Origin of the sequence: Amycolatopsis albidoflavus (assembly GCF_039525725.1) — a bacterium.
GTDB classification, from domain to species: Bacteria; Actinomycetota; Actinomycetes; order Mycobacteriales; family Pseudonocardiaceae; genus Amycolatopsis; species Amycolatopsis albidoflava.
In genome coordinates this window covers 1-23,281 of record NZ_BAAAHV010000030.1, presented here as the reverse complement: position 1 = coordinate 23,281, position 23,281 = coordinate 1, and the positions used below count along the sequence as shown (strand labels likewise).

The 23,281-nt window shown below is 68.9% G+C and carries 19 protein-coding genes and 1 pseudogene; 14 read left to right on the top strand and 6 right to left on the bottom strand.

Annotated elements, in window-relative coordinates; genetic code table 11:
- Window positions 1–132 precede the first annotated feature (132 nt).
- From ABD156_RS44245 to ABD156_RS44215, 7 genes are all read left to right on the top strand, one after another.
- Entirely contained in the window at window positions 133–909 is a 777-nt protein-coding gene (locus ABD156_RS44245) for a DUF4097 family beta strand repeat-containing protein (protein ID WP_344287587.1), read from the top strand.
- A 19-nt stretch (window positions 910–928) separates the two neighbouring features.
- The gene (locus ABD156_RS44240) at window positions 929–1,147 is read left to right on the top strand and encodes a hypothetical protein (RefSeq protein WP_344287585.1); all 219 of its coding nucleotides are present in this window, start codon (window positions 929–931) and stop codon (window positions 1,145–1,147) included.
- Window positions 1,144–2,550, top strand: coding sequence for an alpha/beta hydrolase (locus ABD156_RS44235; protein ID WP_344287583.1), 1,407 nt, complete (start codon window positions 1,144–1,146; stop codon window positions 2,548–2,550). Before ABD156_RS44240 ends, ABD156_RS44235 begins: the two co-directional genes overlap by 4 nt.
- Window positions 2,551–2,737: 187 nt before the next feature.
- Window positions 2,738–4,603, top strand: a complete 1,866-nt coding sequence (dnaK, locus tag ABD156_RS44230) for a molecular chaperone DnaK (RefSeq protein ID WP_344287581.1) — start codon at window positions 2,738–2,740, stop codon at window positions 4,601–4,603.
- Window positions 4,600–5,298, top strand: coding sequence for a nucleotide exchange factor GrpE (gene grpE, locus ABD156_RS44225; protein ID WP_344287579.1), 699 nt, complete (start codon window positions 4,600–4,602; stop codon window positions 5,296–5,298). Before dnaK ends, grpE begins: the two co-directional genes overlap by 4 nt.
- Before the next feature lie 33 nt (window positions 5,299–5,331).
- Window positions 5,332–6,516: a molecular chaperone DnaJ gene (gene dnaJ / locus ABD156_RS44220; protein ID WP_344287577.1), complete on the top strand. Its 1,185-nt coding sequence runs from the start codon at window positions 5,332–5,334 to the stop codon at window positions 6,514–6,516.
- Between the two features lie 5 nt (window positions 6,517–6,521).
- Entirely contained in the window at window positions 6,522–6,956 is a 435-nt protein-coding gene (locus ABD156_RS44215) for a heat shock protein transcriptional repressor HspR (RefSeq protein ID WP_116199398.1), read from the top strand.
- A gap of 291 nt (window positions 6,957–7,247) precedes the next feature.
- Here the strand turns inward: ABD156_RS44215 and ABD156_RS44210 are convergent, their stop codons facing one another.
- Window positions 7,248–7,823 carry a TetR/AcrR family transcriptional regulator gene (locus tag ABD156_RS44210; RefSeq protein ID WP_344287574.1) on the bottom strand — a complete coding sequence of 192 codons (576 nt, stop codon included), beginning with the start codon at window positions 7,821–7,823 and terminating at the stop codon, window positions 7,248–7,250.
- 84 nt (window positions 7,824–7,907) lie between these two features.
- On the opposite strand from ABD156_RS44210, the gene ABD156_RS44205 reads away from it, so the two are divergent.
- On the top strand, window positions 7,908–8,840 hold the full coding sequence (locus ABD156_RS44205; RefSeq protein ID WP_344287572.1) for an SDR family oxidoreductase: 933 nt from the start codon (window positions 7,908–7,910) through the stop codon (window positions 8,838–8,840).
- On the opposite strand, the gene ABD156_RS44200 is transcribed toward ABD156_RS44205, so the two are convergent.
- Both ABD156_RS44200 and ABD156_RS44195 read right to left on the bottom strand, forming a co-directional pair.
- On the bottom strand, window positions 8,837–9,496 hold the full coding sequence (locus ABD156_RS44200) for a response regulator (protein ID WP_344287570.1): 660 nt from the start codon (window positions 9,494–9,496) through the stop codon (window positions 8,837–8,839). The genes ABD156_RS44205 and ABD156_RS44200 overlap by 4 nt on opposite strands.
- Window positions 9,489–10,547 (bottom strand): sensor histidine kinase, encoded by a 1,059-nt coding sequence (locus ABD156_RS44195; RefSeq protein WP_344287568.1) that lies wholly within the window; start codon window positions 10,545–10,547, stop codon window positions 9,489–9,491. Before ABD156_RS44195 ends, ABD156_RS44200 begins: the two co-directional genes overlap by 8 nt.
- Before the next feature lie 135 nt (window positions 10,548–10,682).
- Here ABD156_RS44195 and ABD156_RS44190 point away from each other — a divergent pair, with 135 nt between their 5' ends.
- Window positions 10,683–11,381: a hypothetical protein gene (locus ABD156_RS44190; protein ID WP_344287566.1), complete on the top strand. Its 699-nt coding sequence runs from the start codon at window positions 10,683–10,685 to the stop codon at window positions 11,379–11,381.
- Here ABD156_RS44190 and ABD156_RS44185 read toward each other — a convergent pair.
- Together ABD156_RS44185 and ABD156_RS44180 are read right to left on the bottom strand one after the other, a co-directional pair.
- A complete protein-coding gene (locus tag ABD156_RS44185) occupies window positions 11,360–12,067 on the bottom strand; it encodes a dienelactone hydrolase family protein (protein WP_344287564.1) in 708 nt (235 codons plus the stop codon). The two genes, ABD156_RS44190 and ABD156_RS44185, sit on opposite strands and share 22 nt — an antisense overlap.
- A 35-nt stretch (window positions 12,068–12,102) precedes the next feature.
- Window positions 12,103–13,281 (bottom strand): globin domain-containing protein, encoded by a 1,179-nt coding sequence (locus ABD156_RS44180; protein WP_344287647.1) that lies wholly within the window; start codon window positions 13,279–13,281, stop codon window positions 12,103–12,105.
- Window positions 13,282–13,625: 344 nt separating this feature from the next.
- Here ABD156_RS44180 and ABD156_RS44175 point away from each other — a divergent pair, with 344 nt between their 5' ends.
- The 4 genes from ABD156_RS44175 to clpB all read left to right on the top strand — a co-directional run bounded on the left by ABD156_RS44175 (window position 13,626) and on the right by clpB (window position 20,280).
- The gene (locus tag ABD156_RS44175; RefSeq protein ID WP_344287562.1) at window positions 13,626–14,114 is read left to right on the top strand and encodes a MarR family winged helix-turn-helix transcriptional regulator; all 489 of its coding nucleotides are present in this window, start codon (window positions 13,626–13,628) and stop codon (window positions 14,112–14,114) included.
- A gap of 38 nt (window positions 14,115–14,152) precedes the next feature.
- The gene (locus tag ABD156_RS44170; protein WP_344287645.1) at window positions 14,153–16,267 is read left to right on the top strand and encodes an MFS transporter; all 2,115 of its coding nucleotides are present in this window, start codon (window positions 14,153–14,155) and stop codon (window positions 16,265–16,267) included.
- A 137-nt stretch (window positions 16,268–16,404) separates the two neighbouring features.
- A complete protein-coding gene (locus tag ABD156_RS44165; protein WP_344287560.1) occupies window positions 16,405–17,592 on the top strand; it encodes an MFS transporter in 1,188 nt (395 codons plus the stop codon).
- 93 nt (window positions 17,593–17,685) lie between these two features.
- Window positions 17,686–20,280, top strand: coding sequence for an ATP-dependent chaperone ClpB (gene clpB / locus ABD156_RS44160; protein ID WP_344287558.1), 2,595 nt, complete (start codon window positions 17,686–17,688; stop codon window positions 20,278–20,280).
- A 390-nt stretch (window positions 20,281–20,670) separates the two neighbouring features.
- On the opposite strand, the pseudogene ABD156_RS44155 reads toward clpB, so the two are convergent.
- Window positions 20,671–21,351 (bottom strand): annotated as a pseudogene (locus ABD156_RS44155) (hypothetical protein); the annotation flags it as partial.
- A gap of 281 nt (window positions 21,352–21,632) precedes the next feature.
- Between ABD156_RS44155 and ABD156_RS44150 the strand changes: the two are divergent.
- A complete protein-coding gene (locus tag ABD156_RS44150; RefSeq protein WP_344287554.1) occupies window positions 21,633–22,772 on the top strand; it encodes a glycoside hydrolase family 88/105 protein in 1,140 nt (379 codons plus the stop codon).
- Window positions 22,773–23,281 lie beyond the last annotated feature (509 nt).

Here is a 23,281-nt window from a genome sequence, read left to right as displayed (position 1 = left end):
TCGCCAGGTTAGGACCCTGGGTTGAGCGACGCCGCCTCAGGGATGTTTCGGGGGGTTTACCGGATGTCCCCGGGGGTCCGCACCTTCTAACGTCTCTCGAGACAGCCGAGAGTGGTACTGAGGGGAACAGACATGGCACGCCCGCTTCTGGCACTGGCCGGCATCGCGGTGATCGGCGTTGGGGTGGCGATCGGATTCGGCGGGTGGGGGTTCGGGTCCACGGTTTCGCGGGATGCGACGCTGACGCAGGAGATCCGCTCGGTGAAGCTGGAGAACGGCTCGGGCGACGTCCGCATCCGCACCGCGCCCGGCGCGGCCCGGGTGCATCAGACCCTTCGCTACCACTTCAGCGGCCAGCCCGGCGACGCCTACCGCGTCGACGGCGACCAGCTCGTCATCGTCGACTGCGGCCGCAACTGCACCGCCGACCTCGAGCTGATCGTCCCGGCCGGCGTCCCGGTCACGGGCAGCTCCGACTCCGGCACGCTGGACTTCGCGGGCGTCGGCAGCGTCGACGTCACCGCCGATTCCGGGCGGGCTCAGGTGCAGGACGTTCCCGGGCTGGTCAAGCTCAGGCTGGACAGCGGCGCCGCCGAACTGCACAACGTCGGCGAGGTGCAGGTGCACAGCCAGTCCGGCCGGATCGAGGGCGACGGACTGCGCGGGCCGGTCGACGTTTCCGCGGGCAGCGGGCGGATCGAGCTTGCGCTCACCCAGCCCAACGCCGTCAAGGCGCAGGCCGACTCCGGCCGGATCGCGCTCACCGTGCCGCGTAACGGGTCCTACCAGGTCACCGGCAACAGCGAGAACGGCCACCGCAGCATCGACATTCCGCAGAACTCCGGCCCGGACACGAAGACGCTCGAGCTGAACACCGACAGCGGCAGTGTCACCGTCAAGGCCGTCTGAAGGGGAGAACAGACACATCATGCGCAAACTCGAAACGCGGCTGCTGGCCGCGGTGCTGGCGGGCGCGGTGGGGGCGTTCGCGATCACCGCGGCGCTCGGCCACTCGCCTGAGCCGCAGGCCACGACTCCGGTCGCGGTGGTGGAAGTTCCGGTGCAGCAGGGGGTGGTCCGGAACGCCGAAACCGTCGTGCTTCGCACGGCCGCCGAGGACCGGGCCGCGCAGGTGCGCCGGGCATGAACCTTGCCGCTGCTGTGCTGGCCGCGCTTCCGCTGGTCAGCGCACCGACTCCGGCGTTGACCTGGACGCCGTGCGGGACCGAGCAGGAACCGACCGCGCAGTGCAGCCAGATCGAGGTGCCGATCGACCGCGCCCATCCGGAGACGGGTGTCGCGCACATCCCGCTCACCCGGCTGCCCGCGGCCGATCAGAAACACCGGATCGGTTCGCTGCTGGTCAACCCGGGCGGGCCGGGTGGCTCCGGCGTCGGCTTCGTGCGCTTCGGCGGACTCGACACCAAAGTCATCGGATCGGCGCGGAAACCGTTGCTGGACCGCTTCGACATCATCGGCTTCGACCCGCGCGGCGTGTGGTTCAGCGATCCGAAGATCAGCTGCGACCAGTCGAAGCTGTACGACCCGAAGATCGGTCTCTTCCCGGCCACGAACCAGCAATACGACGCCTTCGTCGCGCACAACCGCGCGGCGGGCGAGGACTGTCTCGCCAAGACCGGCCCGATGCTCGGACACGTCGACACGCAAAGCGCCGCCGAAGACATCGACGGGATTCGCAGTGCGCTTGGCGAGCAGAAGATCTCCTGGCTCGGCGTCTCGTACGGCACCGAATTGGGCGCGGTGTACGCGTCGAAGCATCCGGACCGGGTGCGCACGATGGTGCTCGACGGCGCGGTGGACCACGCCCGGCCGACGTGGCAGGCGATGATCGAGGAAGCCGCCGCTACCGAAGACTCCTTGCTGCGGTTCGCCTCGTGGTGCGACCGCTCGGCCGACTGCGCGCTGCACGGCAAGAACGCGCTCGCCCGCTACGACGACCTCGTCACCCACGGCGCGTACGCGAAAGCGTTGGGCCGCAAGGCAACCGGCGAGGAACTGGCCTCCGGCGCGTACGGCCACCTCTATCTCCCCGCCGAATGGCCGGCCCTGAGCCGCGCGCTGGCGGACCCGGACGCGAGCGCGCTCGCGACCAACTCGTCGTTCGCCAGCGACACCTACGGCGCGTACCGCTCGATCGGCTGCCAGGACTTCCCGTCGCCGTTCACCGGCCCGGCGGACCTGCGCGCGGCGGCGAGGACGATCCGCGCGGTCGCCCCGCACAGCTGGCGCTACACCGAGTACTGGGACCTCTCCGCGGGCTGCACCGGATGGCCGGTTCCCGCGTTGAACCCGCCGCAGCCGCATCCGGTGCACGGCGCCCCGCCGATCCTCGTCGTGGGCGGTGCGCACGACCCGGCGACGCCGTTGCCGTGGGCGCACGGGCTGGCCGCGAGCATCGACGGATCGACGCTGCTCACGTACCTCGGCGACGGCCACACCGGGCTGCTCAACTCCGAGTGCGTGCGGCGTGCCGAGGCCAGGTATCTGGTGAGTGGCGTCACACCCCGGTGGGGCGAATTCTGCGGGTGAACCCGGGAACAAGTTCGGGTGGTTGCCCGTTATCCTGAGAGCAAGGTTGAGTGCGGTCGGCTCAAGTCTGAGGGACCGGGCCGAGCGCGAGACCGGCGGAACCTGCTAAGAAGGTACTCAAGAGTGCCTCGAAACCGCAGGTCACGAACATAGCATCAGTACTGGACAGAATACGAGAGGAAGCACCATGGCGCGAGCGGTCGGCATCGACCTCGGCACGACCAACTCGGTCGTCGCCGTCCTTGAGGGCGGCGAGCCGACGGTCATCGCCAACTCGGAAGGCTCCCGTACCACCCCGTCCATCGTCGCCTTCGCCAAGAACGGCGAAGTGCTGACGGGCCAGCCGGCGAAGAACCAGGCCGTCACGAACGTCGACCGCACGATCCGGTCCGTGAAGCGGCACATCGGCACCGACTGGAAGACCGAGATCGACGGCAAGGGCTACACGCCGCAGGAGATCAGCGCCCGCGTGCTGATGAAGCTCAAGCGCGACGCTGAGGCCTACCTCGGCGAGGAGATCACCGACGCGGTGATCACCGTCCCGGCGTACTTCGAGGACGCGCAGCGCCAGGCCACCAAGGAGGCCGGCCAGATCGCCGGCCTGAACGTGCTCCGGATCGTGAACGAGCCGACCGCGGCCGCGCTGGCCTACGGCCTGGACAAGGGCGAGAAGGAACAGACCATCCTGGTCTTCGACCTCGGCGGCGGCACGTTCGACGTCTCGCTGCTGGAGATCGGCGAGGGCGTCGTGGAGGTGCGCGCCACCTCGGGCGACAACCACCTCGGCGGCGACGACTGGGACGAGCGCATCGTCACCTGGCTGGTCGACAAGTTCAAGGCCACCAACGGCATTGACCTGACCAAGGACAAGATGGCGCTGCAGCGCATCCGCGAGGCGGCCGAGAAGGCGAAGATCGAGCTGTCCAGCTCCAACTCCGCCAGCATCAACCTGCCCTACATCACGGTGGACGGCGACAAGAACCCGCTGTTCCTCGACGAGACGCTGTCGCGCGCCGAGTTCCAGAAGATCACCTCGGACCTGCTGGAGCGCACCCGGCAGCCGTTCAACAACGTGATCCGGGACGCGGGCATCGCGGTCGGCGACATCGACCACGTGGTCCTCGTCGGCGGTTCCACCCGCATGCCGGCCGTGTCCGACCTGGTCAAGGAGCTGACCGGCGGCCGCGAGCCGAACAAGGGCGTGAACCCGGACGAGGTCGTCGCCGTGGGCGCCGCGCTGCAGGCCGGCGTGCTCAAGGGCGAGGTCAAGGACGTCCTGCTGCTCGACGTGACCCCGCTGTCGCTGGGCATCGAGACCAAGGGCGGCGTCTTCACCAAGCTGATCGAGCGCAACACCACTATCCCGACCAAGCGGTCCGAGATCTTCTCGACGGCGGACGACAACCAGCCGTCGGTGCAGATCCAGGTGTTCCAGGGCGAGCGCGAAATCGCCGCGGCGAACAAGAAGCTCGGCATGTTCGAGCTGACCGGTCTTCCGCCCGCCCCGCGCGGCGTGCCGCAGATCGAGGTCACCTTCGACATCGACGCCAACGGCATCGTGCACGTGACCGCGAAGGACCTCGGCACGAACAAGGAACAGTCGATGACGATCACCGGCGGCTCCGCGCTGCCGAAGGACGACATCGAGCGCATGGTCAAGGACGCCGAGGCGCACGCCGAAGAGGACAAGAAGCGCCGCGACGAGGCCGAGACCCGCAACCAGGCCGAGACGCTGGTCTACCAGACCGAGAAGTTCGTCAAGGACAACGAGGACAAGCTGCCCGAGGACCTCAAGGGCAAGGTGAAGACCGCGATCGACGAGGCGAACGAGGCGCTCAAGGGCACCGACTCGGCCAAGATCCGCGAGTCCATCGAGAAGCTGAACACCGCTTCGCAGGAGCTGGGCAGCGCGCTGTACGCGAACGCCGGAGCCGAAGGCGCCCCGGGCGCTGAGGGCGCGGCCGGCGCCGCGGGTGCCGCGGGCGACGCTCCGAAGTCGAAGGCGGACGACGTGGTCGACGCCGAGATCGTGGAAGAGGACGAGAAGAAGTGACCCCCCGCCACTCCGAGACCGAGGGTCCTGGCCCCGAGGAACCGGTAGTCGTGCGGGATCGGCGACGGGTGGACCCGCAGACCGGCGAGGTCCGCCCGCCCGCCGCGGAGGAGACTCCGGCCGGCGAGGAGCCCTCGGGCCCCTCGCTGGGCGATTCCGTGGACGAGGCCGTTTCAGCCACCTCGGATGTCGAGAAGCAACTGTCCGAGCGCACTGCCGACCTGCAGCGTCTGCAGGCGGAGTACGCGAACTACCGCAAGCGGGTCGACCGCGACCGCGAGGCCGTGGTGCAGGGCGCGAAGGCGTCCGTGGTCGGCGATCTGCTGCCGCTGCTGGACGACCTCCAGCGCGCGGAGCAGCACGGTGACCTCACCGGCGCGTTCAAGGCGGTGGCCGACAAGCTGGTCAGCAGCCTGGAGCGGTCCGGCCTGGAAGCGTTCGGGACCGAGGGCGAGGAATTCGACCCGAGCGTCCACGAGGCCGTGCAGCACAGCACGTCCCCGGACGTGAAGGGCCCGACGGTCACCCTCGTCATGCGCCGCGGCTATCGCTTCGGCGAGCGGGTGCTGCGGGCGGCGCTGGTCGGCGTGACCGACCACGAGCCCGGCGAGGCTCCGGCGGAACCGCCGGTGGACGGGTCGGTCGGCGGCGAACTGCCGCTCGACGGTTCGGTCGATGAGTCCGGCCAGCAGTAACAATCGGTTTGCAGCGAAAGGAGGAGACACCCGATGAGTGCTCGGGAGTGGATCGGCAAGGACTTCTACAAAGAGCTGGGTGTCTCCTCCGACGCGACCGCGGACGAGATCAAGAAGGCTTACCGCAAGCTGGCGAAGGAAAACCACCCGGACGCCAACGCGGGCAACACCGCGGCCGAGAACAAGTTCAAGGCCGTGTCCGAGGCGTACGGCGTGCTGTCCGATCCGGCCAAGCGCAAGGAGTATGACGAGGCGCGCACGCTCTTCGGCTCCGGCGGCGCGGGCGGATTCGGCGGATTCCCCGGCGGTGGCGGCGCGGGCGGCTTCGACATGAGCGACCTGTTCAACCAGGCAGGCGCGCAGGGCCAGCAGGGCGGATTCGGCGGGCTCGGCGACATCCTCGGCGGCATTTTCGGCCGCGGCCGGGGCGGTGCCGCCGGCGCGACGGCGAACCGGCCGCAGCGCGGCGCGGACGTCGAGACCGACGTACGGATCGATTTCCTCGAGTCGGTGAAGGGCGCGACGCTGCCGTTGCGGCTGTCGAGCCCGGCCACCTGCAGCACGTGCGGCGGCAACGGCGCGAAGCCGGGCACCGCGCCGCGGGTCTGCCCGACCTGCAGCGGATCCGGGCTGGTCAGCCGCAGCCAGGGCGCGTTCGCGTTCTCCGAGCCGTGCCAGGATTGCCGCGGCCGGGGCAAGATCATCGACGACCCGTGCCCGGAGTGCGGCGGCGAGGGCATCAGCACCCGCACCCGCACGCTCACCGTGCGCATCCCGCCGGGCGTGAAGGACGACCAGAGGATTCGGCTGGCCGGCCAGGGCGAACCCGGGCGCGGCGGCGCGCAGGCGGGCGACCTGTACGTGCGCGTGCACGTGGCCCCGCACAAGCTGTTCGGGCGCAAGGACCTCAACCTCACGCTCACCGTTCCAGTGGACTTCACCGAACTCGCGCTGGGCACCACGGTCACCGTGCCGACCCTCGAAGGCAAGGTGTCGCTGAAGGTGCCTGCGGGTACCGCGAGCGGCCGAGTGTTGCGAGTGCGCGGAAAGGGCATCCAGAAGCGGGACGGCGCGCAGGGCGACCTGCTGGTCACGCTGGAGGCGGCGGTCCCGGAGAAGCTCGACGAGAAGGCGCGGGCAGCACTCGAGGCCTACGCCGAGGCGATGAAGGGCCACGACCCGCGGCCTGAGATCACCGAGTTGCTCGAAGGCAGGTGAGGTCGATGTTCGGCGGCAATCCGGGACTCCCGCACGGCGCGGACGAGGACACCCCGGTATTCGTGATTTCGGTGGCGGCCCAGCTTTCCGGGCTGCACGCGCAGACGCTGCGCTCCTACGACCGGCACGGCCTGGTCTCGCCAGGCCGCACCGCCGGCGGCGGACGGCGTTATTCGATGCGCGACATCGCCCTGCTGCGCGAGGTCCAGCGCCTCTCGCAGGAGGATGGCGTCAACCTGTCCGGCATCAAGCGCATCATCGAGCTGGAGAACCAGGTCGACGCGCTGCAATCCCGGGTGCACGAGCTGACCGAAGAACTCGCCGCCGCCTACGTGGCGGCCGAACGGGCCGCCGCGGCGGTGCACGCTTCTTATCGCAAGGATTTGGTGCCGCTGCAGCAGAACACCGCGCTGGTGGTCTGGAAACCCAAGCGCCGCTGACTGTGTCGTGAGTGGCGAGCACGGTGAGAACCGTGCTCGCCACGCACGAGCCCCAACCCCCTCCCGCCGCAGCCGGAGGGGTTTTTGCTGCCCTGGCTGGCCTCGCTCCGGAAGGCCGCGCGCCGGGAGTGCCCGCTCCGAAAGGCTCCGGGGGTCCGCTCCGGAAGGCCGTCCGCCCCCAGAACGCCCCGGTACCCCGCCCCGAAACCCCTCCGCACGGCCAGATCCGCGAGCCTCGTGCCTCGGGGCTGGGTTCTCACGAGGCCTACGCCTCCGCCGCCGCGGGAGGACCTACTGTCCTAACTGGACTCCCGCCCCGAGCGTCCGCAAATCCGCGAACGCCCCATCCAGATAGTCATCCAGCCCTCGCGTGGGATCGCTGATCCAGGCTTGCGTGGCGTGCTGGAACGTCGCCCACCCGGCATGCGCGGCCAACCGCGCCAGCCGATCCTCGACACCTCGCTCCCGCAACGCTTCCGCGAGTGCCTCGGCGAGCGTCGCGGCCTTGGCGAGATTGCGTTCCCGCAGGGTCGGCGTCGCCGCGATCAGGTCGCGCCGGGGTTCGGCGAACGGGAGATTGCGCTCCATGATCCGCCCGGCGTTCTTGAAGGCGCGCAGCAGAATATCCAGCGGGGCAAGGCCTTCCGGGGCTTCGGAGACCGACTGGGTGAGGTCCTCGCGCAGGTCGGCTTCGCCGTCGAAGAGCACCTCGCGCTTGTCCGGGAAGTGCCGGAAGAACGTGCGCTCGGTGACGCCGGCCCGGGCGGCGATCTCCGCGGTGGTCGTCTTGTCGAAGCCGTTTTCCCGGTACAGCTCCAGCGCCGCCTGCTTGAGGCGGCTGCGCGCTTCTGCTCCGCTCCGTGGCACCTCGTGAGCCTACCCGCCGTCCGCACTAGTGACAGTCACTGTCGCTACCTGTAGAGTCAGTGACTGACACTAAGGAGTTCGTTTATGCACGTATTCGTCACCGGCGGATCCGGCCAGACCGGCCCCGCCGTCGTCGCCGAGCTGGTCAGGGCCGGGCATCGGGTCACCGGCCTGGCTCGTTCGGACACTGCGGCCGCGCGGCTGGAGTCGCTCGGCGCGACGCCGCATTCCGGTGAACTCGACGATCTCGACAGCCTGCGCCGTGGTGCCGAAGCCGCCGACGGTGTCCTGCACATGGCGCAAGGCGGCAGCTACGCCGATCCCGATGACCTCATCCGCCGCGACTGCGAGGCGATCGACGCGCTGGGCCAAGCGCTGGTCGGCACCGGAAAACCGTTCGTCAGCACGTCCGGCACTTTGGTGATGAAGGCCGACCAGGTAAGCACCGAACTCGACCCGGCCGATCCCGGCTCGGTGGCCTACTTCCGGATCCCCGGCGAGCAGACCTGTCTCGGGTTTGCCGAGCAGCGCGTCCGGGCCAGCGTCGTGCGGCTCGCGCCGACCGTGCACGGACCGCGCGACCACGGCTTCATCCCGGCGCTCATCGCAGGTGCGCGGCGGGCCGGGGTTTCGGCGTACATCGGCGACGGCACGAACCGGTGGCCAGCCGTCCATCGCGATGACGCGGCGGTGCTTTTCCGCTTGGCACTGGAGAAAGCGCCTGCGGGGAGCGTGCTGCACGGGGTCGGGGAAACCGTCGAGATCAAGAGCGTCGCGGAGAAGATCGCGCAGCTGCTGGACATCCCCACGGCATCTTTGACGCTCGTAGAAGCCGCCGAACACCTCGGGAACCCTTTCCTGGCAAGGTTCTTCTCGCTCGACGTGCCCGCCTCCAGCACGCACACCCAGCAGTTGCTGGCTTGGCCGCCGAACCACCCCACGCTGTTGGAAGATCTGGAGACGGGCGACTACTTCACGCCGGAAGCCAGCGAACGCGCCGAGGCAGTGTGGCGCTAGTTCCGCGCCCGCACCAAGCCGGATTCGTACGCGACGATCACCAACTGCGCGCGATCCCGGGCGTCGAGTTTCGCCAGCAGCCGTCCGACGTAGGTCTTCACCGTCGCCATCGACAGCTGCATTCGCTCGGTTATCTCCACATTGGACAGTCCACTCGCGACAAGCGTGAGCACCTCGCGCTCTCGCGGGGCCAAGGCGGCGACGTCCGCGCGCGGCGGGGCGTCCGGGATCCGCGCGAACTGCGCGACCAGTCGTCGGGTGATCGACGGGCCGAGCAACGCGTCTCCGGAGGCGACCACGCGCACCGCGGTGCACAGGTCGGCCGGGCGGGTGTCCTTGAGCAGGAATCCGGTCGCTCCGGCGCGAAGCGCGGCGAACACGTGCTCGTCGAGGTCGAACATGGTCAGCACCAGCACCCGCACGTCCGGGGCACGCTCGCCGATCAAGCGGGTCGCCTCGATGCCGTCCATCACCGGCATCCGTACGTCCATCAACACCACGTCCGGCTTTTCGGCCAGCGCCAGCTCGACCGCCTCGACACCGGTCGCGGCTTCGCCGATCACCGTGAAGTCCGGCTCGCTGTCGAGCAGCAGCCGGAAACTCCCGCGCAGCAAGGCTTGGTCGTCCGCGACGACGACGCGGATCTGGTCAGGCATCGGCGCACCGGAGAGTGGCGGAGACACGGAATCCGCCGTCCGGACCAGGCCCGGCGACGAGTTCGCCGCCGTAGAGGGCGACGCGTTCGCGCATGCCGGTCAGCCCGTGACCGGGCCGCAGCTCCCCGATCGGTGCCGCGCCGTCGTCGGTGACCTGGATCCGGATCTCGTCGACGCCCGCTGCCACGACCACCCGGCAGCGGGCGGGCGCGGCGTGTTTCACCACGTTCGTCACCGCTTCCTGCACGATCCGGTACGCCGCCAGCGCAACAGGTTCCGGCACCTGAGCCGTGCCCAGGACGGACAGCTCGACGTCAACACCGGTCTGTCGCGCGCGTTCGGCGAGCTCCGGCAACGCCGCCAGCGGGTCGGCCGGAGTTTCGTCGCCGTCGTCGCGCAGCACGTGCAGCAACCGCCGCATCTCGCCGAGCGCCGCGCGACTGGTCGCTTCGATGACCCGCAACGCGTCGCGCGCTTCCTCCGGGCGACTGTCCGCGACGTGGTTGGCGACGCCCGCTTTCACCGCGATCAAGCCCATTCCGTGGGTGACGACGTCGTGCAGTTCGCGCGCGATCCGGACGCGTTCGTCGACCAGGATCCGATGCTCGCGTTGCCGTTCCTGCCGCGCCGTTTGCTCGCGCCGGGACCGGACCGCTTCGGCAAGCCCCCAGGTGAGCAACGCCAGCGGGATACCGAACGCGTACCACCACTGCCCCACGATCGCGGTGGCCGCCGACATCGCCGCGACTCCGGCGGCAGCAGGCAAAGCACGCGGCGGACGCACGAGGTAGAGCACGAGAGCCGCCCCGACGAACGGATCCCACAGCAACCCGAAAGCCGCGGCGGACGCGGAAACGACCACGGTGCCGACCAAGATCGGCACCGGAGCCCGCCGTCGCAGCAGCACCGCGGCGGCGATGAGCGTCGCGACGACCGCGGACACCGGCAGCCGCCAGGGCTCCTCGTCGATCAGCAGGTTCCCGGCAAGCCCGACGTCCGTGACGAGGAGACCTGCCGCCAGCGCGACGTCGCTCACTCGCAGAGGGGACATAGCACCAACGTTAGCCAGTGCGGCGGGCACGCACATCGTGCTGTGGTGGGTCATCCCCTGGTTTAGTTCCGTGGCGTGGAACTGTCCGCCCCGGACCGATGTGCGCGGCGTGTCCGGACGGGCACGGTGAGCGGCATGTCGACCTTTCCCGGCCCTCGCCTCGGCGGGGCAGCGCTCGTCCTCGGTCCGGTGCTCGTGCTCACCGGCGTGCTGCTGCGCCTGCCGTACCCGTTCTTCTTTCCGCACCAACTCGCCGCGACCGTGCAGCATCCGGTACAAATGACCGCCGCCGCCACCTGTTTCCTCGCCGGTCAGGTGGTTCTTCTCTTCGCAGTGTCCACAGTGGTCCGCCAGATCGCGGCGGCGAAGCCCCGCTGGGCGGCGTGGTCCGGCGCGCTGGTGCTGATCGGTCTGGTCGAGCGGGTCTTCCATGCCGGATTCGACCAAGCCGCAACGGATCTTGCCCGGCACCGCGGAGCGGACTACGCGACCGCGTTCGTCGCTGAGGCGTACGGCGACCTGCACCTGTTCAGCTTCTTGTCGTTCACGATCATGTTCGGCTGGCCGCTGCTCGGCTTCGCGGCCTACCGCGCCGGAGCGCTCGGCCCGGTACGCGCAGCAGCCCTCGCCGCCGCGACCGTCATGCCGCTCGGAGTCCTCAAAGGAACGACGATGTGGTCGATCGCCGCTGCGGCCGGACTGTGCGTGGCCTTCGTGCCTTCCGGAATCCGACTACTGACCCAAGCACAGCGCGCCGATCGCCGCACCATCGGCCTGGCGTGCCTTGGCATGGTCGCGGTCGGCGCGCTCGGTTACTTGAGCACGCTGGGCTGAAGGTGCTCCTCGAAGAACGCCATGACGCGGTGCCAGGCGTCCGAATCGGACGGTTCGTGGTAGCCCATGCCGGTGACCTTCGCGAGCGCGGCCAGCGGCGCGGGCCGGTAGTGGTTCGCGAAGCCGTGCCCGGCGTCCGGGTATTCCTTGACGTCGTGCGGGATTCCTCGTTCGGTGAGCGCGGCTTCGAGCTTGGCCGCGGCACCGCGCAGGGAGAAGTCCTTGCCGCCGAAGCTGCCGACGATCGGGCAGGCACCGTCCAAAACGGACAGATCCTTCGGCAGTTGTCCGTAGTAGGGCGCGGAAGCGTCGAAGTCCCGCGAGGCGGCCACCAACGCGAACCCGCCGCCCATGCAGAAACCGACGACGCCGACCTTGCCGGTCGCGTCGTCCCGCCCGGCGACGAGCACCCGCGCCGCCTCGATGTCCGCGAACGCCCGGCCCTCGCGAGCGAACAGGTCCTGGAAAGTCCGCTTCACGCACCGGATCATGCCGCCGCGCGAATACAGGTCGGGGCTCAGCGCGAGATAACCCGCGGCGGCGTACCGGTCGGTGATCTCGCGCGCGTCCTGGTTCAGCCCGAACACGTCGTGGATCAGCACGACCGCCGGGAAGGGCCCCTCGCCGGAGGGCACCGCCAGATAGCCGTCGATTTCCCCGTCCGCCACCGGAATCCGGATGTCCATGGCCCCGACCCTAGCCGCGCGAACTGAGAACCGCCTCAGTCCGCGGTGAACGGGTCGTACTGGATCTGGTCCAGCGCGCTTCCCGCGACCAGCATCCGGGACACCGTCGCGCGGATCATCGCGGGCGAACCGGACACCAGGATGTCGTGGTCCGGCCAGGCGCCGTACCGCGTGACCGCCTCGGCGAGCGTGCCGTGTTCGCACCCGGGCAGGTGGTCGCCGCGTTCGACGACCGGGGTGATGGTGAGCCACGGGTTGGTCGCCGCGAGCGCGCGCAGTTCTTCCAGGTCGTAGAGGTCTTCGCGGGTCGGCCCGCCGTAGAACAGTCGCGTCTTCGGGTTCTCGCCCCACAACGCGAGATGGTCGAGGATCGACCGCAGTGGCGCGACTCCGGTGCCGCCGGCGACCATCAGCACCCCGCGCGACTGTTCGCGGTTGACGTTCATCCGGCCCAGTGGCGGGCCGAGCCGCCAGACGTCGCCCGCCTGCGTGTGGCTCACGATCGCCCGCGACACCCAGCCGCCGTCGACCGCGCGCACGTGGAATTCGATGCCGCCGTCCTCGCGCGGCGCGTTCGCCGGCGACAAATACCGCCACAACCGCGGCCGCTGCGGCACCTCGACGCTCATGTACTGGCCCGGCGAATACGGCACCGGCTGATCCGGAATCACCCGCACCAGCGCGAGATCCCAGGTGAGCCGCCGGTGCTCGACCACGGTGGCCGACCACGACGCCGGGTTCTCGTCCGCCGCCGCGGCCTCCTGCATCGCGCGCGCGACGATGGTGAACGCCTCCGCCCACGCGCGCTCGACCTCCGGCGTCCACTCCGGGCCTAGGTGGTTCTTCAACGCGGCCAGCAGCGCGGTGCCGACAGCCTCGTAATGCTTGGGGGCCACGCCGAACTTGCGGTGGTCGCGGCCGAGCTGGCGCAGGAACGGGAGCAGGTCGTCCGGCCGGTCCACCATCTGCACGACGCGGGCCAGCGCGCGGATGATCCGCCCGCCCTGCACTTCCATGTTGATCGGGAAGAAATCGCGCGTGGCGGGCGCGAGGGTGAAGAGCATCCCGTAGAAGAACTGCGAGATCTCCGGGGCGTACGGCTCCGATTTCGCCCAGGTGTCACGGATGAGCTGCACCATCGCGACGACGGCCGCCGGCGCCTGCCGGGGTGCGGCCGAGGTCCGCGGGAGCGGGCTGATCGAATCGGCTGTCATCGGGCTGTCGTCGTTCATGGGTCGGGACCGGAGGCCGGGGGGCTGGGAGGGAATGGTCACGAGAGCAGGGCAGTCGCGGTTGTCGGATTCGGCTCGCGCGGTCGCGCGGGGGAATTCGCCACTCCTGCTCCTCGTTGTCCTTGGACGTGCTCGCCGCGTCGGCTCCGCGGGGCGTCTGGTCCGCAGAGTAGCCGCACTGAGGCGGAATGCCCGCATCGTTGCTCCGGTCGGGTTACCGGCCGGTCGGGACGTGGGGCAGCTCACCAGTTAGATAGTTGTCCTACGCAACCTTTGGTCTTAAACTTGTAGAATACAAGCAAGTGGGCACCGGCCCGGGAGGAACGATGAGCCCAGCTGACGACGTGCGGCTCGAACTGCTGCGGGAGCTGAAGGCGTCCGCCCAGCTCCAGCACCTGTGGATCATGCAGGCGTGGCAGAACGAGCCCGGGCTCCACCCGGCCTCGGCGATGCTGCTGTCCGACCTCGCCAAGCACGGCGAGGCCCGTCCGTCCGAGGTCGCCAAGCGCAGGCTGGTCGACCTGTCGGTGATCAGCAGGCAGATCGCCCAGTTGCAGGCCACCGGGCTGATCCAGCGCCGCCCCGCCCCCGAGGACGGGCGCGCGTCGCTGATCAGCGTGTCCGAAGCCGGTCTCGAGCGGCTCGAACTGTGGCGGAAGCAGTATCTCGAGTTCTTCGAGACGGCACTGGGCGGCTGGGACGAGGCGCGGATCGAGGGCCTCACCTCCCAGCTCGCCGAATTGAACGAAGGTCTGCGCGCGACGCTCGGCCCGTCCGGGTACTGCGCCGGCCAGGCCCCGCACGCGGGAAAGTGAAGTAGCGAATAGTGGAAACCACCGCTTCCGGGCAGCCGATGACGCACCGGGAAATCCTCAAGGCCTTCACCGGCCTGCTGCTGGCCCTGCTGGTGGCGTTGCTGTCGTCGACCATCGTGTCCAACGCGCTGCCGACGATCCTCGCCGACCTGCACGGTTCGCAGAGCGAGTACACCTGGGTCGTCACCGCGACGCTGCTGACGTCGACCGCGACCACCCCGATCTGGGGCAAGCTGTCGGACCTGTTCAGCAAGAAACTGCTGTACCAAATCGCGATCGTCGTCTTCACCGTCGGTTCGGCGCTCGGCGGGATCGCGCAGTCGATGCCCGAACTGATCGCCTACCGCGCGCTGCAGGGCATCGGGCTCGGCGGCCTGCAGGCGCTGATCCAGGTCGTCATCGCGGCGATGATCGCTCCGCGCGACCGCGGCAAGTACTCCGGTTACACCGGCGCGGTGTTCGCCGTCGCCACCGTTTCCGGCCCGCTGATCGGCGGCCTGATCGTGGACTCCCCGCTCGGCTGGCGCTGGTGCTTCTGGGTCTGCGTGCCGATCGCGGTGATCGCGTTCGTCGTGCTCGGCCGGACGCTGAAGCTGCCGGTGCTCAAGCGCAAGGTGCGGATCGACTGGCTGGGCGCGACCCTGCTGGTCGGCGGCGTCGCGCTGCTGCTGATCTGGGTTTCGCTGGCGGGCGGCAGCTTCGGCTGGGTTTCGTGGTCGAGCGCCGCGTATGTCGGCGGGGCGATTGTCGCGCTGGCGCTGGCGGTTCTCGTCGAATCGCGGGTCGCGGAGCCGGTGGTTCCGCTGCGGCTGTTCCGCAACCGCACCTTCACGCTGGCCGTGCTCGCCTCGCTGGCGGTCGGCACCGCGATGTTCGGCGGTTCGGTGTTCCTTGGCCAGTACTACCAAATCGCGCGCGGCTTCTCGCCGACGCACGCCGGTCTGATGACGCTGCCGATGGTGCTCGGTCTGGCGGTCGCTTCCACCGGAGCCGGGCAGATCATTTCCCGCACCGGGCGTACCAAGCCGTTCATGGTCGCGGGCGGGATTTCGCTGCTGGCCGGGCTGTTCCTGCTCTCGACGGTGGACCACGCGACGAACCTGACGCTGATGGGCGGTTACCTCGCGCTGGTCGGCATCGGGCTGGGCTTCCTGATGCAGAACCTGGTTTTGGTAGTCCAAAACACGGTGGCGATGAAGGACATCGGCTCGTCGTCCTCGGTCGTCACGTTCTTCCGGTCGCTCGGCGGCGCGGCCGGCGTGTCCGCGCTCGGTGCGGTGCTGGCCGCCCGGGTGGCCACGAACATCGCGAACTCCCTTTCGCAGATGGGCATTCACACTGGCGGCGCGGTTTCCGGCGGTGGCGGCACGTTCGCCATCTCGTCGCTTCCCCCGGCGCTGCAGCCGGTGGTGCGCGGGGCCTTCGGCGACGCGACCGGCACGGTGTTCTTCGTCGCGGGCTGCATCGCCGTGGTCACTTTCCTCGCGGTGCTGTTCATCAAGGAGATTCCGCTGCGCCGGACGCTCGACGCGGACGCGCCGGCAGCCGCTGCCGTCTCGGTCGAGGCGGTGACTGTGGCCGAAGCTCCGGTCGAGATGACCTCCGTGCTGCGCGGCCGGGTTCTCGACGCGGGCGGTCGTCCAGTGTCCGGTGTCGTGCTTACGCTCACTGACATGGCGGGGCGTCAGGTCGATGTCGGGCGTACGGGACGTACCGGCGCGTACGAGTTGTCGGCGAACACCGTGGGAGAGCACGTCCTTCTCGCGACAGCCGGCTCGACGCGGCCCGCGGTGTCGACCGTGCGGCTTAACGGCAACGCGCGTTGGCACGACTTGCTGTTGGACAGCCAGGGTGCCATCTCAGGCCGCGTACGCGTGGCCGGTCGGCACGCCGCGGTCGCAGGCGCAGTGCTGACTCTCACTGACCGTTTGGGCACTGTCACCGCGACGCATATCGCGGGCGGCGACGGCGCGTACCGCTTCGCGGGAATCGAAGCTGGCGCGTACACGCTCACGGTGTCTGCACACGGATACACGCCGCACGCGGAACCGATGACGGTCGGCGATGGTGCGGCCGCACAGCATGATGTCGAGCTGAGCGAAGCTGTGGAGCGAGAGTTCGTTAGGCACCAAGGAACACTCAGCGTCGACTAAAGGGGCTCGTGAGTGTTTGTCCCGCTTCAAGGCGGGATGGACACTCACGAGCTTTCTACTGGGAGTGGCATTTGCCGCCGAGCGATGCGCCCTCCCGGCCCTGCCTCGTCCCCCTTCCCCAGAGGTAGCGTCGAATCGTGACGCGAAGCAGGGTCGCGATGTTGCTGGCTATGGGGATCGACAACTTCGGTTCCGGACTTTTTCTTCCGCTCGCACTGCTTTACGTGACGCGGGTGATCGGAATCCCGCTCGTCGAAGCGGGCACGGCAGTCACTTTGGGCACCACCGCGGGGCTTCTCATGCCGCCGCTGGCCGGACGGCTGGTGGACCGCGCCGGGCCGAGAGCCGGAGTTCTTGCGGCGCAACTATTGCAGGCTGCCGGAACCAGCGCGTACTTGTTCGCGCACGGCATCGGCGGCGTTGTGGTGGCCGCCATCCTTCTTGGTGCGGGCCAACAATTGTTCTACAGCTGCCTGTTCGCGCTCATCTCCGAGGTCGCCGGAGACGTGCCGAAGGACCGGCCGTTCGCCGAAGTCGGCATGGTGCGCGCGGGCGGATTCGGGCTCGGCGGGCTGATGTCGTCGGCGTTGCTCACCTGGTTCGGCGACCACGGCTACAACGTCGCGCTCGTCGTGGACGTGCTGACTTTCCTCGCGGCGGCCGGCCTCGTCGCGGTGTTCATCCCTCCCGGCCGCCGGTTCGCGCCAGTGGTCCGGGTGAGAAGCGGGGTGCTGCGCAACCGGCCGTACCTGACGTTGATCCTCCTGAGCGGCCTGTTCGGGCTGTCGCTCGATTTCTTCCTCATCGGCACCCCGGTGTTCGTGCTCGACCGGCTGCACGCGCCGACGTGGCTGCCCGGCGCGATCTTGTTCCTGCTGACCGTGCTCACCAGCGCCGGCGGCACGGTCGCGCTCCGGCTCACGCGGGGCCTCAGCCGGATCAACGCGATGCGGGCCGGGTCCGCGCTGTTCGCCGCGTGGTGCCTGACGAGCGTCGGCGTGCTGCTGGTGCCGAGAAGCTGGCAAGTGCCGTATCTGCTCGCCGCGACGCTCGTGTTCGCCGCCGGTGACCTGGTGTTCGGGCCGCGCTCCGGTGCGCTCGCCGAGGCCGCCGCGCCGCCCGAAGCGAAGGGCCGTTACCTTGCCGCGTTCCAATACGCGTTCACTGTGGCTCAGGTGCTAGCTCCAGCGATCGTGTCGTTGTTTTCCGTGGCGGCGTGGTTACCCTGGGTTCTGGTCGGGGGTTGCGCTTGCCTTGCCGCGCTCGGGCTCGGCAGGCTGGGACCGAGGCTGCCCGCGGCCGCGGTGGCACCAATTCAGAGTTGAGCGGAACAGACTCAACTTTGCTGACGTTATACCTGTCGACGGGCCTTGGTCGGGCCTGTCACCAGGTATTTCCACGAACGCATGAGGTGAGGGATGGACGCTTTCAACCCGACCACGAAGACCCAGCAGGCGATCTCGTCCGCGGCGCAGGCGGCCACCGTGGCCGGCAACCCGCACGTGTCGGCCGCCCATTTGCTGGGCGCCCTGCTGGCGCAGGGTGACGGGACCACCGCGCCGCTGCTGACCGCGGTCGGGGCGGACCCGGAGACCGTGCACAAGGAGCTCGAGCCGATCATCAACGGGCTGCCGTCGGCGACCGGCGCGACCGTGTCGACGCCGCAGTTCGACACGCCCGCGGTCAAATCGCTCACGCAGGCGCAGAAGCTCGCCACCGAACTGGGTGACGAGTACGTGTCGACCGAGCACCTGCTCGTCGGCCTCGCCACCGAGGGAGCCCAGGTCGCGGACCTGCTCAAGCGGCACGGGGCCACGCCGGACGCGCTGCGCGAGGCGTTCGCGAAGGTGCGCGGGTCGGCCCGGATCACCAGCGCGGATCCCGAAAGCACGTTCAAGGCGCTGGAGAAGTACGGCGTCGACCTGACCGAGCGGGCGCGTTCGGGCGAACTCGACCCGGTCATCGGCCGCGACACCGAGATCCGCCGCGTCGTGCAGGTGCTTTCCCGGCGTACCAAGAACAACCCGGTGCTGATCGGCGAACCGGGCGTCGGCAAGACGGCGATCGTCGAGGGCCTCGCCCAGCGGATCGTCGCGGGCGACGTGCCGGAATCGTTGCGGGGCAAGCGAGTGGTCGCACTCGACCTCGGGTCGATGGTGGCCGGCGCGAAGTTCCGCGGCGAGTTCGAGGAGCGGTTGAAGGCCGTTCTCAAGGAGATCACCGACTCCGCCGGCCAGGTCATCACGTTCATCGACGAGCTGCACACCATCGTCGGCGCGGGCGCGACCGGCGAAGGCGCGATGGACGCGGGCAACATGATCAAGCCGATGCTGGCTCGTGGCGAGCTGCGGATGGTCGGCGCGACCACGCTCGACGAGTACCGCCAGCACATCGAGAAGGACCCGGCGCTGGAGCGTCGTTTCCAGCAGGTGCTGGTCGGCGAGCCGTCGCCGGAGGACACCATCGCGATCCTGCGCGGGCTGAAAGAGCGCTACGAGGTGCACCACGGGGTCCGGATCACGGACGCCGCGCTGGTCGCCGCCGCGACGCTGTCGGACCGCTACATCACCGCGCGGTTCCTGCCGGACAAGGCGATCGACCTGGTCGACGAGGCCGCGTCGAAGATCCGCATGGAGATCGACTCGCGGCCGGTGGAGATCGACGAGGTCGAACGGGCCGTGCGGCGCATGGAGATCGAGGAGATGGCACTGTCCAAAGAGGACGATGCGGCTTCTCTGGAACGGCTGACCGCCCTTCGCGCCGAACTGGCCGAGAAGCGCGAGGAACTCACCGCGCTGACCGCGCGTTGGCAGAACGAGAAGGGCTCGATCGAGACCGTCCGTGAGCTGAAGGAGCAACTGGAGCAACTGCGCGGCGAATCGGAACGCGCCGAACGCGACGGCGACCTCGGCAAGGCCGCCGAGCTGCGGTATGGCCGGATTCCGGTGCTGGAGAAGGAGTTCGAGGCCGCGATGGCCGCGAACGAGGCCAGCAAGCAGAACGTCATGCTGAAGGAAGAGGTGGGCGCGGACGACGTCGCCGACGTGGTCAGCGCGTGGACCGGCATCCCCGCCGGGCGTCTGCTGGAAGGCGAGACGGGCAAGCTGCTCCGGATGGAGGAGGAGCTGAACCGCCGCGTCATCGGCCAGGACCAGGCGGTCCAGGTCGTCGCGGACGCCGTGCGCCGGGCGCGCGCCGGCGTTGCCGACCCAGACCGTCCGACCGGCTCGTTCCTGTTCCTCGGCCCGACCGGGGTCGGCAAGACGGAGCTGGCGAAGGCGCTGGCGGAGTTCCTGTTCGACGACGAGCGCGCGATGCAGCGCATCGACATGAGCGAGTACTCCGAGAAGCACTCGGTGGCCAGGCTGGTCGGTGCTCCCCCGGGTTACGTCGGCTACGACCAGGGCGGCCAGCTCACTGAGGCCGTCCGGCGCCGCCCGTACACGGTGGTGCTGCTGGACGAGGTCGAAAAGGCGCACCCGGACGTGTTCGACGTGCTCCTGCAGGTCCTCGACGACGGCAGGCTGACCGACGGCCAGGGCCGGACGGTGGACTTCCGCAACACCATCCTGATCCTGACGTCGAACCTCGGCTCGCAAGCGATCGCGGACCCGTCGCTGGACGAACGCCAACGCCGCGACGCGGTGATGGAGGTCGTGCAACGCCAGTTCAAGCCAGAGTTCCTGAACCGGCTGGACGACATCGTGGTCTTCCACGCGCTCGGCACCGAGCAACTGACGTCCATTGTGGACATCCAGGTCGCCCGGCTGGCGAAGCGGCTCGCCCAGCGCCGCCTGCACCTCGAGGTAACCGACGGTGCCCGGGAATGGCTGGCTCTGAACGGCTTCGACCCGATCTACGGCGCCCGCCCGCTGCGTCGGCTGGTGCAGTCGGCGATCGGGGACCAGTTGGCCAAGCAGCTGCTGTCGGGCGAGGTCCGGGACGGGGACACCGTGCGGGTGGACCTGCCTGAGCTGGAGACCGGCGACACGCTGAGCGTCTCGCGAGTCTGACACACGGACGGTCCTTCACGGCGTTTGGAGGACCGTTCGCGGCGCGGGCCACTCGCCCGGCGATACGTGAGGGGAACCCTGACGGACTCAGAGTCCCTCAGGGTTCCCCTCACGTACTTTCAGCACAGGCCCCGAACGCGAAACCGCCCGGCCGCAGCAACGCGACCGGGCGGTTCCCGTCTCAAGCTCTCAGCCGTCTTCCCCGCGCTCAGGTTCCGCCGGACGCGCCGGTGAAACCGGAGTCGCGCCACCGCCCGGCGGCGGAGTTCGCGGCGCGGGCGGCGAAGGCTGCCGCTCCGTAGCCCGCGTGTCCGCCGGAGAAGGAGCCGTCGTGTCCACCGCGCGAGTGTCGACCGGCCGCGTCGCCTGGGTATCCGCCGGTGAAGGGGCTTGGGTGCCCGCGGCGGGCGTCCACGTGCGGTTCGAGTCGTAATCCTCGTCAAACGGATCCACGATGTCCGCGATCTCGCCCAGATCCCGCAGCAGCCGCTCAAGCCGCGACGGCCCGGCCCCCGGCACGACGCTCGCCAGCACCCACTCGTTCTCCAGCCACGCCACGCCGACGTCTCCGCCCAGCTGGTCAGCCGCGTCCACCAGGTCCTGCGTGATGACCTGGCGCGCGCCCTCCGAGTCGTCGGCGAAGGCGTAGCGCTGGCCGATCGGGCCGAGCATCTCCGGCATGTTCTCGCGCTGGAACGGCACGCTCGACAGCCACATCTCGACCGGCACCCGGTGCGTCTTGTTGCAGCGCACGGCCACGACCACCGCGGGCACCTGGCCTTGCGACTCGATGTCGAAGATGAACACCGGACGGCGGCCGTCGGAGGTGAAGGTGGAGCCCGCGACGACGTTCACCGCCGCGTCGGCTCCGAAGTAGCCGATCGCGCCCCCCGACCACTGCCGGGGCAGCCGTTCGTCCTCTTCCACGAACTGCCAGCCGCGCAACTGGGCCCAGCGCTGCCGCTCACGGTTGCGCGAGCCTTCCCTGGCCCGGTCCGCGAAGAGCAGGCCGAGCCCCGCCACCAGCGCGACGGCGGCGATGACGAACCAGATCCACGCCGAGATACCCACGCCGGTCAGGGTATCGCTGCCGAGCCCTCCTACCCGGACGGCGGCACCGTGTCGGCGCGCCCCGTTTGGCCGGAACCATCCAGGTTACGTCGACATATCGGCTAATCGCCCGGCTCAGGTGTCCATTGCGGACAGGTTCCCGCTGACCGGACGGCCCGCTGCGCCTATCCAGCGATCACGGCGGACAACCCGGACAGGAACCTTGCCGGACCGCTCGACCGGCGAGTAGAGGTCGTTCGACACCTCTTTCCCGCCGCCGCCGACAGCAGGAAGGACACCGCATGTCCCTCTCGAGAAGATCGGTACTGACCGGGACCGCGGCGGCGCTCGGCACGCTCGCGCTGCCCGGGGCCGCGGCGGCGATCACCGCGCGCGACTGGTCCCGCGCCGTCATCGACTCCACCATGAAGCGCTACACCCCGGCGTCGATCGGCGGCTGGAGCTACCCGCTCGGTCTCTACTTCTACGGCCAGTACCTCTTCTACCGGCGAACGAAGGAACGCAAGTACCTCGACTATGTCGTCGCCTGGTACGACCGTTTTATCACCGCCGACGGCGTCTCCAACAGCTTCAGCAGTCTCGACTCGATGCGTGCCTGCCAGATGCTTCCGTTGCTGTATAACGAAACCGGCGATGCCAAGTATCGGAAAGCCGCCGACCAGCTGCGCAGGCGCTTCGAGACCTACCCGCGCACGAGCGACGGCGGGATGTGGCACGCGGTCAGCCGTCAGCACCAGCTGTGGGGCGACGGGGTGTACATGGCGCAGCCGTTCCTCGCGTTGTACGGCAAGGTTTTCAACGATCCGGAGTACTGCTACGAGGAATCCGCCAAGAACCTCTCTGTCTACTTCGGACACCTTAAGGAGCCTGCGAAGGGCCTGATCTACCACGCTTATGACGAAAGCGGTACCCAGTCGTGGGCGACCGGTCCCGGCAAGCACTCCAGTTTCCATTGGGCTCGTGCGATCGGCTGGTTCGGGATGGCGGCGATCGACATCCTCGAAGTGCTGCCTGCCGACCATCCGCGACGGGCGGAGTTGGTTGGGATCGTTAAGTTTCTCGCCGAGGGCTATCGGCGGTTCCAGGATCCGCGGACCGGTCGGTGGTATCAGGTGGTCGACCACGGCGGGGATGCCGGGAACTGGCTGGAGACGTCCGCGTCCTCGATGTACGCGTTCACTGTTTCCCGGGCGATTGAACGTGGGTATTTGCCTGCGTCTTATGCCTCGGTCGCGCAGCGCGGGTATGCCGGGGTGTTGCAGAAGGTGTCTGTTGGGGCGGACGGGTTGACTAATATCGCCGACATTTGTGAGGGGACGAACGTCGGGGATCTGAATTTCTACTTCGCGCGCAGACGGCTGACTAATGATTTCCATGGGCTTGGCGCGTTTTTGATCATGAACGAGCAGTTTGTTCGGTAGGGGGTGGCTCGTCGCCTGGCGGCGACATTGCGCCCATGGTTGCGTGGGGCACCCCGAAGCTTGATTGTGCTGACGGTCTGGGGGTGCTTGTCAAGGCGGGAAAGATGCCTTGACAAGCACCCCCAGACCGCAGGGGAGCTTCGTATCGGGGTGCGGGGGAGGGGCTGGGTGCCTCGATTGGTGGGTGCACTGGTGCGGTTTGGGGGCTGGGTGCACCGATCGTTGGGTGCATCGGCTGTGGTTTCGGGTTGGGGCTAGCGCCCCAATGGGGTTGTTTCATCGTGGTTGTTGCTGGTGGGTGTGGTTGAGCGGGTGTGTTTTGGCTGTGGTGGCCGGGTTTGGTGCGGGACCGGCGTGGCGGCGTGGGCATGGGTGAAGCCCTCGGCAGGATCGAGATGTGAGTCAACCATCCGCCGAGGGCTTCGGCCCTCTTTCCTGCCAGGTCGTTCTTCCTGTTTCTCGGCAGACCCTGCAGCTGGTCGCCGGGCTGATCCGCGGGCGTCGCCGGC

Coding starts and splice junctions, on each gene's coding strand:
- ABD156_RS44245 (WP_344287587.1), top strand. CDS start 133: ATGGCACGCCCGCTTCTGGCACTGGCCGGCATCGCGGTGATCGGCGTT.
- ABD156_RS44240 (WP_344287585.1), top strand. CDS start 929: ATGCGCAAACTCGAAACGCGGCTGCTGGCCGCGGTGCTGGCGGGCGCG.
- ABD156_RS44235 (WP_344287583.1), top strand. CDS start 1,144: ATGAACCTTGCCGCTGCTGTGCTGGCCGCGCTTCCGCTGGTCAGCGCA.
- dnaK (WP_344287581.1), top strand. CDS start 2,738: ATGGCGCGAGCGGTCGGCATCGACCTCGGCACGACCAACTCGGTCGTC.
- dnaJ (WP_344287577.1), top strand. CDS start 5,332: ATGAGTGCTCGGGAGTGGATCGGCAAGGACTTCTACAAAGAGCTGGGT.
- ABD156_RS44215 (WP_116199398.1), top strand. CDS start 6,522: ATGTTCGGCGGCAATCCGGGACTCCCGCACGGCGCGGACGAGGACACC.
- ABD156_RS44205 (WP_344287572.1), top strand. CDS start 7,908: ATGCACGTATTCGTCACCGGCGGATCCGGCCAGACCGGCCCCGCCGTC.
- ABD156_RS44200 (WP_344287570.1), bottom strand. CDS start 9,496: ATGCCTGACCAGATCCGCGTCGTCGTCGCGGACGACCAAGCCTTGCTG.
- ABD156_RS44195 (WP_344287568.1), bottom strand. CDS start 10,547: ATGTCCCCTCTGCGAGTGAGCGACGTCGCGCTGGCGGCAGGTCTCCTC.
- ABD156_RS44190 (WP_344287566.1), top strand. CDS start 10,683: ATGTCGACCTTTCCCGGCCCTCGCCTCGGCGGGGCAGCGCTCGTCCTC.
- ABD156_RS44185 (WP_344287564.1), bottom strand. CDS start 12,067: ATGGACATCCGGATTCCGGTGGCGGACGGGGAAATCGACGGCTATCTG.
- ABD156_RS44180 (WP_344287647.1), bottom strand. CDS start 13,281: ATGACAGCCGATTCGATCAGCCCGCTCCCGCGGACCTCGGCCGCACCC.
- ABD156_RS44175 (WP_344287562.1), top strand. CDS start 13,626: ATGAGCCCAGCTGACGACGTGCGGCTCGAACTGCTGCGGGAGCTGAAG.
- ABD156_RS44170 (WP_344287645.1), top strand. CDS start 14,153: ATGACGCACCGGGAAATCCTCAAGGCCTTCACCGGCCTGCTGCTGGCC.
- clpB (WP_344287558.1), top strand. CDS start 17,686: ATGGACGCTTTCAACCCGACCACGAAGACCCAGCAGGCGATCTCGTCC.
- ABD156_RS44150 (WP_344287554.1), top strand. CDS start 21,633: ATGTCCCTCTCGAGAAGATCGGTACTGACCGGGACCGCGGCGGCGCTC.